General features: G+C 62.6%; 12 protein-coding genes and 2 pseudogenes. 9 read left to right on the top strand and 5 right to left on the bottom strand.

Annotation, left to right across the window (positions count from 1 at the left end):
* Positions 1-153: 153 nt before the first annotated feature.
* On the top strand, positions 154-348 hold the full coding sequence (locus tag ACFXN1_RS50175; protein ID WP_379404098.1) for a hypothetical protein: 195 nt from the start codon (positions 154-156) through the stop codon (positions 346-348).
* Positions 349-656: 308 nt separating this feature from the next.
* Here ACFXN1_RS50175 and ACFXN1_RS50170 read toward each other — a convergent pair whose 3' ends face one another.
* Positions 657-974: a hypothetical protein gene (locus tag ACFXN1_RS50170; protein WP_379445979.1), complete on the bottom strand. Its 318-nt coding sequence runs from the start codon at positions 972-974 to the stop codon at positions 657-659.
* Between ACFXN1_RS50170 and ACFXN1_RS50165 the strand changes: the two genes are divergently transcribed.
* A complete protein-coding gene (locus tag ACFXN1_RS50165; protein WP_379445991.1) occupies positions 973-1,542 on the top strand; it encodes a site-specific integrase in 570 nt (189 codons plus the stop codon). The genes ACFXN1_RS50170 and ACFXN1_RS50165 overlap by 2 nt on opposite strands.
* Before the next feature lie 233 nt (positions 1,543-1,775).
* Positions 1,776-2,051: a response regulator transcription factor gene (locus ACFXN1_RS50160; protein ID WP_379445980.1), complete on the top strand. Its 276-nt coding sequence runs from the start codon at positions 1,776-1,778 to the stop codon at positions 2,049-2,051.
* A 211-nt stretch (positions 2,052-2,262) separates the two neighbouring features.
* On the opposite strand, the gene ACFXN1_RS50155 is transcribed toward ACFXN1_RS50160, so the two are convergent.
* Both ACFXN1_RS50155 and ACFXN1_RS50150 read right to left on the bottom strand, forming a co-directional pair.
* Complete coding sequence (locus tag ACFXN1_RS50155) at positions 2,263-3,732, bottom strand: hypothetical protein (RefSeq protein ID WP_379445982.1); 1,470 nt, start codon at positions 3,730-3,732, stop codon at positions 2,263-2,265.
* A gap of 839 nt (positions 3,733-4,571) precedes the next feature.
* On the bottom strand, positions 4,572-5,360 hold the full coding sequence (locus ACFXN1_RS50150; RefSeq protein ID WP_379445983.1) for a DeoR/GlpR family DNA-binding transcription regulator: 789 nt from the start codon (positions 5,358-5,360) through the stop codon (positions 4,572-4,574).
* Between the two features lie 115 nt (positions 5,361-5,475).
* Here ACFXN1_RS50150 and ACFXN1_RS50145 point away from each other — a divergent pair.
* The 6 genes and pseudogenes from ACFXN1_RS50145 to fgd all read left to right on the top strand — a co-directional run.
* Positions 5,476-5,805 (top strand): annotated as a pseudogene (locus ACFXN1_RS50145) (transaldolase family protein); the annotation flags it as partial.
* A gap of 29 nt (positions 5,806-5,834) precedes the next feature.
* Positions 5,835-6,035, top strand: coding sequence for a DeoR family transcriptional regulator (locus ACFXN1_RS50140; protein WP_379404124.1), 201 nt, complete (start codon positions 5,835-5,837; stop codon positions 6,033-6,035).
* Between the two features lie 111 nt (positions 6,036-6,146).
* A complete protein-coding gene (gene tal / locus ACFXN1_RS50135; protein WP_379445984.1) occupies positions 6,147-7,259 on the top strand; it encodes a transaldolase in 1,113 nt (370 codons plus the stop codon).
* A 31-nt stretch (positions 7,260-7,290) separates the two neighbouring features.
* Positions 7,291-8,310 carry a phosphogluconate dehydrogenase (NAD(+)-dependent, decarboxylating) gene (gene gnd / locus ACFXN1_RS50130; RefSeq protein ID WP_379445986.1) on the top strand — a complete coding sequence of 340 codons (1,020 nt, stop codon included), beginning with the start codon at positions 7,291-7,293 and terminating at the stop codon, positions 8,308-8,310.
* Entirely contained in the window at positions 8,307-9,932 is a 1,626-nt protein-coding gene (pgi, locus tag ACFXN1_RS50125; RefSeq protein WP_379404089.1) for a glucose-6-phosphate isomerase, read from the top strand. Before gnd ends, pgi begins: the two co-directional genes overlap by 4 nt.
* 8 nt (positions 9,933-9,940) lie before the next feature.
* The gene (gene fgd, locus ACFXN1_RS50120) at positions 9,941-10,945 is read left to right on the top strand and encodes a glucose-6-phosphate dehydrogenase (coenzyme-F420) (RefSeq protein WP_379445987.1); all 1,005 of its coding nucleotides are present in this window, start codon (positions 9,941-9,943) and stop codon (positions 10,943-10,945) included.
* Between the two features lie 22 nt (positions 10,946-10,967).
* Here fgd and ACFXN1_RS50115 read toward each other — a convergent pair whose 3' ends face one another.
* Both ACFXN1_RS50115 and ACFXN1_RS50110 read right to left on the bottom strand, forming a co-directional pair.
* Positions 10,968-11,576 carry a transposase gene (locus tag ACFXN1_RS50115; protein WP_379445989.1) on the bottom strand — a complete coding sequence of 203 codons (609 nt, stop codon included), beginning with the start codon at positions 11,574-11,576 and terminating at the stop codon, positions 10,968-10,970.
* A gap of 86 nt (positions 11,577-11,662) precedes the next feature.
* Positions 11,663-11,979, bottom strand: a pseudogene (locus ACFXN1_RS50110) (hypothetical protein); the annotation flags it as partial.

The raw sequence follows: 11,979 nt of genomic DNA, 5'->3' as shown, positions 1-11,979 counted from the left end.
CCATGCGTCGGGTCACAGTCTTCGTGCGCGCCTGCATCTGCGGCCCGGTCAGCGATACCGCCATCAATCTCGTCATGGCCACTCCGATCAGCCAAGCCATCTGTGCTGTCGCCGCCGAGCCATTTCAGTCCCATGGTTCCTCCTCTGACGTGGGTGGGCACATTCATCATCAATCCGCCGCTACCGCAGCGCACCCCCGCCACGCACACCTCGACCATGGTCGGCACCCCCGACGAGTTGGACGTGTTCGTTAGGCAGCAGCGCGAGTTTCTTGCCGCCAAGGGCATTCCCGACGGCAGGATCACCGTTACCCGCGACGGCGACCAGGCTTCGGTGAGCTGGAAGTGATCCTCAAATCTCGCTAGACCGGCGTCACGGCGTCATCCGTGCGCACAACGTATGTCCTCGCGCGCACGGTCCGGTCCTTCGGCACCGCGCCAACGAACCCCGCGCCGCAGGCGGGATGTCCGTCGAGCTCCCACACTGGCACCGCGACCGGCTCCCCGGCGCGGAAGTTTGCCAGCGCCTCAGGAACTGGCGGAAATGCTGCACCGGGTCCCGGGTCGCACGGATCCGGTTGTGCGTGTCGACGCTCGAGATGGTTGCCGAGCCAGGCGTACAGGCCGGTGCGCTGCGCGCCAGCGGCTGTGTGCCAGTTAGGCACGGGAGCGGTCCCATCGTATGCGGGCAGCCTTGCGGGCCATTTCGCTGCGATGCGACGAAGGCGCGGGTTCAGTTTCGATCTGGCGAAGCAGCCGCGCGAACTCCGCCTCGAGCAGCCGCAACTCGGCGCTGATCTTCACCCTGACCTTGGTGTCCTCTGCAGCGGCGTACCGGCCCGCCAGATCGACCTTTCGGTCGAGCGGTACAGGGCGCGCAGCAACCGACAGCGGCAACATGGGCGGAAGCCCATCGGCGGCAAAGTGGTTCGCGGCGTCGGACTCAAAGGATCTGAGTTGAAGGTGGTCCGACATCGGGCGCTCAGGCTACGGCCTTCGACGCGGCGAGATCGCCGGACTCCGCTGGTCGAACGTCGATCTCAAGGCGAAGACGATCCGCATCATGGAGAACCGCGTCGCGGTCGGCAGGGAGATCGTCACGGGCACACCAAAATCCAAGCGATCGGTTCGCACTCTCCCGATGCCCGAAAGCGTGGTGGACGTGCTCGGGGCGGCGCGCAAGCGTCAGCTCGAGGAGAAGCTGCGCCTCGGGGAGGTGTACAACGATGGCGGCTATGTGGCTTGCGATGAAATCGGTCAGCCCTACCATCCGAACCTGTTGACGTTCCGATGGGAAAAAATGCTGGGGGAGTTGGGGATTCCGCCCGTCCGTTTCCGCGACGCCCGGCACTCGTGCGCGACATTGATGCACATGAAGTCGGTACCGATCGCGGTCATTGCCGCATGGCTCGGACACGCGTCCGCGGCGTTCACGATGGCGACCTACGCACACAGCCCAGACGACGCTTTGAAGGCAGCCGGAATGAGTTTCGGTCGGGATGTGACAAACCGTGACAACGTCGCCGGTGGTGACGATAGGTGAAAGCCCCTGACCTGCACTTGAATGTCCCCTCAGTGAGGTTCGAACTCACACTTGGCCGATTTTAGGCCCGCCGCACCCGGCTCCGGCCCCCAGCGATTCGGTTGGGGCGATGCAGTTCTCACAGCCGGGTCAGCTCGGAAAGGGCATCTGCCTACCGTGAGGAATGCGAGCGCCGCGCCCGCGATGTACTCGGCAGGCGAGGATTCGAGTCCGCCTACCAGGAGGGGAGCGGGATGAGATTCGAGGCAGCGGTCGACTGCGCGCTTGGTGAACAACGTGAAGCCGTGGCACCGGCAGATCGTGTATCGGCGAATTTGACCAGGCGTGAGAGCGAAGTCGCCGACCTCGTCGCGGAGGGGTTGACCAAAAAGGCGATCGCCGCCCGGCTGGTGATTTCGCAGCGCACAGCGCAAGGACACGTGGAGCATATCCCCACCAAATTGGGATTCACTTCGTGGGCGCAGATCGCGGTCTGGGCCGCAGAGCATCCCCGCTACACGCTCGCATAAGCGATGACAAGCTTGTAAGAGCAAATCGTAACGGCATCTACATCAACCGATATCAGTGATGAGCTGCGAATTTCCGCCAATGTCGAGCTGGTTGGGCAACAACCGACGCCATCGTAGCGAGGCGAAGCGTCCGGAGCTGCCACTCATCGCACTGTCTGAACTTGCCGACTGTGTACCGGGGGTAGATCGTGACGACAGACTGCCGATCCGATCAGGCTTGGTGTGCACCTGGCCCGACGATGTGGAGGCGGGTGATTGGTTTGAGGCTTTTGCGTGGTCGTGCGGCGATTTCCTCCTCGCCGTGGAAGATTCGCAGATGGGTGTCTTCGATGACGACGGTCACGAGCTTGCCGCGGTTGCGTTGTCCGAGCTTGATGTTTTGGCCGGCGACCCGAATTCGGCCGTTCGAGTGGACTCGGCGTAGCACTCGCAGCGCCCCCGCCGGAAGCAGTGGCGGTGGCAGTGGTGTGGTGGGCGTGCGGGCACCACGGATGCGGCCAATTTCGTCGCGGTCTCTAGGGCTGGGCCAGGTCCCGACAAGAGCGCCGTCGGCAATGGCGTGCATGAGGTTACCGTCGAGGCGCAGTGTGATTGCACGGCCGGCAAAGTCGAGACCGACGAGATGCTTGCCGCCTGCGAGGCTGACCGATCCGTCGCGGTCGACGAGCCTGTCGACTTCGATCACGTCCCCAGGGTGGATCAGGGTGGTGTCGTTCGCATTTCCTGGTGCAGGTGTTGCGGGCTCGGGCCCGGCCGGGCGGGCTCCACGCATCCACAGCATCAGCAGATGCTCCGGGAGCAGCCGCGATTGCATCGTGCGAACGGTCTGTCCGTCGAGGCTTACGTGCAGGCGGCGTAGGTCGACCCAAATAGTCACCACGCGGCCGGCGCACGCTGGAACTTTGATCCTTTGCCCGTTGTTGGCCAAGTTGATTTCACCGCTGGGTGGAACTCGCACTTCCAGCTCGACCGCGCTCTGGCCTGCCAGCTTTTCGGCTGGCTCGGTCAAGGCGCCGAGCAACGGATACGGTGAACGTGATCCCGGATCAACGGAATTCGTCTCGCGGTCGAGGCTGGCCTCCAGTCGTGTCGCACCCTCGGAGCGAAACGGACTGTCGGATCGGCCACGGTCCAGGCTTGAAATGGGCGATGGCGGTTGGCCATCGGCAGCCCACCCATCGACGGCAACCTGGGCAGGCTTGTGGGAGGGGAGTCGTTGCGCGTTCTTGGTGGCAGGTTTGCCGCGTTGATTGAGGAGGCCCGTGCGCTGCAAGACCTCGTTCAGCCAAGGGAACGGGCCGGGTTCAGGTGGCCGCTCCCAGTGCAACCTCGAACGCGATTCCGATATCGGCATCCCGATCGGCCGACGGTCAGCCAGGATACGCACTCCATGTCTGCTCAGCAGTCGCGTTGTTGTATGGTTCATGCTCCGATCGATACGAACGAGGAAAAGCCATCGTCTGGAGATCGGATCGCCGATGACCGGCATCGGCGCCGTCCAATTGCCCGCACCGAGCACCTGGGCACCAAGACGAGCCGGCATCGATACCGCGCCCAGCCCGTTACCGAGCTCCAGCACCGGTCTGCCCAGTTGGACGAAGACAGGCAGACCGATTCTCTCGCGATACAGCCTGGTTACAGCTTCAGCTGAATGGCAATTTCCGAACATCTGCGCACTCACCGCTGCGCCGAGATGTCGTAACGGTGGACGCCCTGGGGAGCTACCGCGCCCTGCTGCTCGAATTCGCGCATAGCTGGTTGACCCGCCTGCGGCTGCATCTTATCTGAGCTGGTCAGAGGGTTGGGAGGGGAGTGCACGGTACCACTCTTCCATGGAGGCTTGCCGATTATGCGCGAAAACAAGCAGGATGCGCACAGTACCATGCAATCCTGGCGTGGGATGTGTCAACAGTGAGAGTGATTCAAAGTTGTCGGCAAGTCTTTTACCTGATGGGATTCACGGCTATGCGAAACCAGCGGGTGCTCGCGCGAAGGCCTGGCACAAACGGGGCACGGAACGCTGGTTCAGTCACCTTTTCGCTGGGGCTGCGATTGAAGAACGCGACGGGTGCATGAGCGATCTGTGCGGCCGAAGTGCGTTGCCCGCCAACATGTTTGGTGAGAGTGCGGTGCCAGTGGGCATGTGCGAGACGCGTTGCGGTCCGGTCGTTCGGTCGTTGAGCACCTGCGTGACGATCGCCTGGTGGCTGATCGCAGTACGGGCGGCTGTGAGCAACTGCGCCACTGCTGGGGCGTTTTGGTTCGCGGTCGGTGTGGCACCAGCAACCTCCGGCGGGGTCGTCTGGAGACGCTGTGCCCGCGACCATCCGGTGCTGGCCGATCGGTGTTCATGCGAATTTCCGCGGCCGGGTCAGGACTGCAAGTTCAACGGACTCGTCCGCACAGACCAGGTGGCCGTCGGCCGGACAGATGATCGTAGAGGTCCCGGACCTGTGATTCTGTCCGTGCTGCAGTCGGTTTGCCATGCTGGGCGGTTACGGTAACCGGATTCCGCGAGGGTCAATCGGCGCCGGTCTCGGTGGGCTCTCGGCTCGCGGTCACGCGAATCAGACTGTCGCCATACGGCTTTCCTACTTGAAGGGTCAGCGCCGTGTCGGTGATCATCACTTCGACTTCGTCGAGCCCGGCGACCTTTGCCAGGGCGCGGTGGCCGAATTTCGAGCTGTCGGCGACGACGACGGTGGTTCGCGCGGCGGCGATCATTGCGCGTTTGACCGGCACCTCGAGGGTGTTGGTGTTCGTGATTCCCGCGTCGAGATCGACGGCGTCGGCACCGAGAAAGGTCCAATCGGCCGCGTAACCGCGCAGGAACTCCACAGTCGGGTCGCCGACCAGCGTATATACGGATCCGACCAACTCTCCGCCGGCGACCAGTAGTCGGAAGCGTGTCAGGCCCGCCACGTACTCGGCAATCCGCAGGTCGTTGGTGATGACAGTCAGTCCGTTGTGATTGCGCAGTGCCAGAGCGACCTCATAGGTTGTCGACCCGCTGTCCAGGACTACCGTGTCGCCGTCATTCACCTTCGCGGCCGCGACTCGCGCTATTGCCGATTTCTCCGGAAGGTTGGCCGACTGCTTCGCTGAGTAAGGCAGGTCGGCGGTGACCCCGGGGATCGGCCTGGCGCCGCCGTGGGTGCGGTGAACCTGCCCCTCGCGCTCGAGAACATCCAGATCACGGCGGATGGTCGAGGTGTCGACACCAAGCTCCTGGGCGAGTTCTTTGGCCTCGACGTAGCCATCCGCGGTCAGTCGGTCGAGGATCTCGCGTCGGCGAGTGTCGGCAAGCACCGGCTACCTCCTGATGTGGTGCGGGCGGCGGGCCCCGCAAGTACCTCGGATGGTACCCCGTCGTGCACGAAACATTGACACCGCCACAGGCATCGATGCATGATTTCGTGCATTGATGCGCGGATTCGAGTATCCCCTCTTGGTGAGCGTGAAGGAACGCCATGAACGATTCGATGAAAATGCTGGCCGACGAGGGTGTCTCGATGTGTGGCTGGATGACCTCAGCAGGCAGCGACTGACATCCGGCAGCCTCGATCGAATGGTTCAGGAGTACTACATCTGCGGGGTGATCACCAACGCGACGATCTTCCGCGCAGCCTTGCACGATTCCGAGCATTACGATGAGGAGCTGTTCAGACTCGCGCGCCTAGGTGTGTCCGCTCCAAATGCGGTGCGCATCCTGACCTGCGGCGATGTGCGAGCAGCCTGTGATGTTCTGCTTCCGGTGTACGAATCCAGCGGCGGTCAGGACGGGTGGGTGTCGATCGAGGTGGACCCGGGTTGGGCGCAATTCGGCGTGACCTTGACGCACTCGAACGCGACGGTCAGATCCATCGAACACACGGTGGAGCGCGGGCCATCCCGGGCGTCACCGCTGATCTGCCCTACGCCGCGAAGAAGGGAGTGCGGCTACCCGACAATGTATGGCGGATGTGTCCTTCCACGGGATCGTAACCCGACTGCGCGAAATATTGACACATCCCGGCCCCTATTGCATGATTTTGTGCATTGTATGCTCGTATTCGAGCATATACATCTTCTCCCCTGGTGATAGTGAGGTGCGTCGTGGTAGGCCGACTGAAGCAACTGGCGGAGCAGGGGGTGTCGATCTGGCTCGATGATCTGAGCAGGCACCGCCTTACTTCCGGTGATCTGGAGGGGTTGGTGCAGGCCGGGGTTACCGGAGTAACAACCAATCCCGCGATCTTTCGAAATGCCTTGCGCGATTCCGTGCAGTACGAGGCTCAGCTGCAGAAGTTGGCGCATCTGGGAATCGCCGCCGCAGACGCGGCTCGCATCCTGACTTGCAGTGATGTCCGGGCCGCATGTGACGCGCTGGCACCCGTCCATGAGGCTAGTCAGGGCCGGGACGGTTTGGTGTCTATCGAAGTGGACCCCGCATGGGCACACGATGCGCACCGCACAATTGCCGAGGCCGAATTGCTGTGGTGGCTCGTCGACCGACCGAACGTGATGATCAAGATCCCAGCGACCACGGACGGCCTACCGGCGGTGCGTGCCTGTCTCGCCCAGGGCATGAACGTCAATGTCACGTTGATCTTCTCCCTGGAGCGCTACCGGCAGGTGATCGAGAACTTCTTCGCCGGCCTCGAGGACGCCCGACGCGGCGGGCAGGACTTGTCGCGGATCTCCTCTGTCGCTTCGTTTTTCGTTTCCAGGGTGGATACGGCAGTCGATCGGCTGATCGATGCGGCCGACACCGAACGGTTGCAGCCGCTACGTGGTCAAGCGGCCATCGCCAACGCGGTCTTGGCCTATGAGGCCCACGAACAAAGCTTGCAGACTGAAAGGTGGGCCGAACTCGCCGCCGTGGGGGCGCAGCCACAACGGCCACTGTGGGCTTCGACAGGAGTGAAAGATCCGGCCTACGAAGACACCCGCTACGTTGTCGATCTGGTCGCGCCCGGGACGGTGAACACTGTCCCCGAGCCGACCCTGTCCGCTGTGATCGATCACGGCGAGGTTCGAGGTGACCGTATCCGCGGCCGATACGAGAAGGCGAGGTCCGTCTTCGACGGCCTCGCGGCGGAGGGCATCGACTTCGAAAAGGTGACGACCCAACTCGAACACGAAGGCGTGACCCAATTTCAAAAGTCGTGGCGTGCCTTGATCGAAGACCTGACCACTGTGTTGGCTGGCTACCGGTCCGGACAGTGAGACGACTAAAATCCGAAGGGCGGCAGTAGATATGAAAATCGGAATGGTGGGCGCGGGCCGCATGGGTGTTGGCTTGTTGCGTCGGCTCGTGAAGAAGGGACACGAGGGGATCGTCTACGACTCCGATCCCGAGGCAGCCGCCCGTCTGAACACCGACGGAATTCCGGTGGCCCTCTCGGTGGAAGAGCTGGTGAATTCTCTCTCCAAGCCCCGAGTGGTGTGGGTCATGGTGCCTGCCGCGGCGACCGGCGGTGTGATCGAGAAGTTGACCCCGCTGCTGGCACCGGGGGATACCGTGGTCGACGGCGGAAACACCTTCTATCGCGACGACGTAGCGCGATCGAAAGAACTTGCCCGACAAGGCATTCACTACGTGGATGTCGGCACCAGCGGTGGGGTCTACGGAGCCGAACGTGGATTCTGCCTGATGATCGGCGGGGAGAAGACCGCGGTCGAGCGGCTCGATCCTCTCTTCGCAGCGCTGGCGCCGGGTGCCCACGCCGCTCAGCGAACGGAGGGGCGAACCGGACCGTTGGGGCGTGAGGAGCACGGATATGTGCACTGTGGACCGGCCGGGGCGGGCCATTTCGTGAAGATGGTGCACAACGGTGTCGAATACGGGCAGATGGCCGCCCTCGCCGAGGGCATGGCCATTCTTGCCCACGCCAATGTCGGCACGGTAGAGCGTGTCTTGGATGCGGAAACCGCCCCGCTGGCGGGCGCCGAGTTTTATACATACGAGATCGCGGTCGATGCGGTCATGGAGGCATGGCGGCGCGGCAGTGTCGTCAGCTCCTGGCTTGTGGATCTAACCGCTGCGGCATTGCATGGCGATCCCGAACTTTCCGAATTCTCCGGCCGCGTTGCTGATTCCGGAGAGGGCCGCTGGGCGCTGCAGGCGGCAATCGATGAGGGCGTGCCGGCCCACGTTCTTTCCGCCGCGTTGTTGGAGCGATTCGCGTCACGGGGCAACGGTGACTACGGCTTCAAGGCGCTCTCGGCCATGCGCCGAGCCTTCGGCGGGCATATCGAGAAGACGGTCACCTCATGACAGTTGCGGGATTGCCAGCGTGGAAGCGTTTGCAGTCGCATCGGAAAGAACTGAGCGACACAACCATTCGTGATCTCTTCGACTCGAACCCTGACCGAGGTTCGGAGCTGACTCTGGAAGCCGACGGATTGGTCCTCGACTATTCGAAGAATCTAGTTACCGCGAAGACGCTCGCCCTGCTGACCGAGTTGGCTGAACAACGGCGACTGGGCGAGGGAATCGAGGCGATGTTTCGCGGTGAACGAATCAACGTCACCGAAGACCGCGCAGTGTTGCACACCGCGCTGCGCGCCCCGGCAGAGAGTGTCCCCGAGGTCGATGGTCTCGACATCGGCAACGCTGTCCATGAGGTGTTGGAAGGCATGGCCGGATTCGCCGATCGGGTTCGGGCCGGGACATGGGTGGGAGCGACCGGCAAGCCCATTCGTACCGTCGTGAACATCGGAATCGGCGGATCGGACCTCGGTCCTGCGATGGCGTATCAGGCGTTGCGGGAGCTTGCGACCGACGGGCCGGAGATTCGCTTCGTGTCCAACATCGACGGACATGACCTCGACCGCGCGCTGTCTGGGCTTGAGCCTGCGACTACACTGTTCGTGGTGTCATCGAAGACCTTCACAACTGTGGAGACTCTGACGAATGCTCGCGCGGCTCGGCAGTGGCTGAGGGCGTCAATCGGCGATTCCAACGCGGTGGCACGGCATTTTGTGGCGGTTTCGGCCAACAGTGACAAGGTGGCCGCATTCGGGATCGACCCCTCGAACATGTTTCCTTTCTGGGACTGGGTAGGTGGTCGATACTCGCTGCATTCCGCTATCGGGCTGTCGCTCATGATTGGGATCGGGCCAGCGGGTTTCCGCGACTTTCTCGCTGGTGCATATGCCATGGACCGTCACTTCCGGACCGCACCGCTATCTGCCAATGCTCCGGTGCTGCTCGGGCTGATCGGCCTCTGGTATCGGAACTTCTGGGATACCCAAGCGCACGCGATTTTGCCCTATGACCAGCGGCTTGCGCGGTTGCCTGCCTACTTGCAGCAGCTGGAGATGGAGAGCAACGGAAAGTCGGTCGATCGAAACGGGCAATGGATAGGGGTCGCAACGGCGCCGATAATCTGGGGCGAGCCGGGCACGAACGGTCAACACGCGTTCTTCCAACTGCTTCATCAGGGAACGGTGCTCGTTCCCTGCGACTTCATCGGGGTGCTCGCGCCTGCCCACGGTCTGCGCCGGCACCACGACCTGTTGATGGCCAACCTCTTCGCGCAATCCGAGGCGCTAGCCCTCGGCCGCAGCCCGGAGAATCTCGCAGGATCTGAGGACTTGGGTGCTCACCGGACGTTCCTGGGCAACCGGCCCAGTAGCACCCTTCTGGTCCCACAGCTGTCACCGTTCTCGCTGGGACAGTTGGTTGCGCTGTACGAGCACAAGGTCTTCGTGCAAGGTTGGATCTGGGGAGTCAACTCGTTCGACCAGTGGGGAGTCGAGCTCGGAAAAGTCCTGGCTACAAAAATCTTCGAAGAATTGGATGTCGACGGACCGTTGGAACACGACAGCTCGACACAAGCGCTGATCGCGCGTTACCGCCAGGCTCGGCACGCCGCGGATCGAAACAGGAAGTAGGGCAACACATGTCGCTGAAATTGGGTTACAAAGCGTCCGCGGAGCAGTTCGGTCCGCGCGATCTTGTCGAATTCGCCGTTCGCGCAGAGGAAATCGGTCTGGATAGCGTTGTCGTATCCGATCATTTTCTGCCGTGGCGGCACAGTGGCGGCCACGCTCCGTTCGCGCTGGCCTGGATGTCCGCGGTGGTCGAGCGCACGAGCCGCGTCCGAATCGGGACAAGTGTGCTGACCCCAACGTTCCGCTATAGCCCGCCGGTGATCGCGCAGGCCTTCGCCACGATGTCGCTGTTGTCCAACGGGCGTGTCATGCTCGGTGTCGGAACGGGAGAGGCACTCAACGAAATCGCGGTGTCCGGCCGGGAGTGGCCAGAATTCAAAGAGCGCTTCGCGCGGCTACGGGAGGCCGTATCGCTGATTCGAGCCTTGTGGACCGACTCGGACGTGTCTTTCGAGGGACAGTTCTACCGAACCATCAACGCCAATATCTACGATCGGCCGGAAGAGCAAATTCCGATCTACATCGCGGCTGGCGGGCCCGTCGTCGCCAAGTATGCCGGGCGTGTCGGGGACGGCATCATCTGCACATCGGGCAAGGGCATGGATCTCTATACCGAGAAGCTGATGCCCGCCATGGCTGCAGGCGCCGAAGCCGCGAGCCGCGATCCCGGCGCGGTCGATCGGATGATCGAGATCAAACTCTCCTACGACAGAGACCCGGCAGTGGCACTTGACAATACGCGATTCTGGGCGCCGCTTTCGCTGACTGCGGAACAGAAGCACAGCGTCGGGTCAGCTGTCGAAATGGAAGAACTCGCCGACCACCTGCCGGTCGAACAGGTCGCCAAACGATGGATCGTCGCCTCCGATCCGGACGAAGCGGTCGCCGCCATCAAGCGATACACCGACGCTGGGCTCAACCACCTCGTCTTCCACGGGCCGGGACACGACCAATCTCGATTCCTGGACCAGTTCTCCGCCGACATCCTTCCCAGGCTGCGCGCTTTGGGCTGAAAAGATTGGGCCGCCTGCTCTTTCAAGGCTCCAAACATCCGAAACTCAGCAATTGCCTAGTGTACGCCTGAAATCCGTTGCAGATCTTTGGCGAGGCAGTCGAGGACTCTTCGGCGGGCTTGCACCAGGCGAATGGTGGCGGGTTGGCGTTCCACTGCTCGATCCAGGCGCGGACGTCTTTCTCCAGTGCCACAGCGCTTTTGTGGACCCCGCGCTGGATGAACTGGGTGTTGAGAAAGGTGAACCAACGGTCGACCTGGTTGTTCCAGGAGGATCCGGTCGGGGTGTAGTGCACGTGGAAGCGGGGGTGGCGGGCGAGCCATTGGTTGATGATCGGCGTCTTGTGATTGGCCAGGTTGTCGCAGACCACGTGCACGTCCAGCTCTGCGGGCACGGTCTTGTCGATGTGCTGGTCAGGAATTTCTTGAACTCGGTCGCTCGGTGGCGGCGGTGGAGTTCGCCGATCACGGTGCCGTCGGCGATGTTGAAACGCGGCGAACAGGCTGGTGGTGCCATGTCGGATGTAGCCGTGGGTGCGACGCTCGGGCATGCCCGGCATCATCGGCAGTACCGGCTGCGACCGGTCCAGGGCTTGCATCTGTTGGGTCGGAGACGAGGCGCCGTGCAGCATTTCGGCTGCCGGCTTCCCCGTCTCCGCCCGCCGAACCCGGCGTGCGAGTTGTCCCCGCACCGGGCTCTCCACGTGTCCCGATGGGTTCAGGTGACGAGTTCGGACACCTGCCCGACGAATGCCATGTCATCGTGACTCGTTCGGCGGAAACGAGCTCCGGCCGGGTCGAGACTGTCGATATTTAATGGCGTGGCAATGCGCGTGCCGCGGTAGCGATATCGCCGCACTTGCATCGTCGCCGGATTGTAAAGAACCAGTGTGTCCTCGCGGATTCGATCGGCCCCGTAGTAGCGGCGTCGGATCTGTTTCCAGGTCAGGTGCGGATGTTTGCGGCGAATCCAGTAGATGACCCGCCACCAGGCGTAATAGCCCAGGTAGGAGAAGGTCTTCTTGGATGCGCCGT

It is taken from the genome of Nocardia sp. NPDC059154 (genome assembly GCF_042755705.1).
GTDB lineage: Bacteria > Actinomycetota > Actinomycetes > Mycobacteriales > Mycobacteriaceae > Nocardia.
Note: the sequence above shows the minus strand (reverse complement) of the source record. Positions and strands in the feature narration are given on the sequence as shown.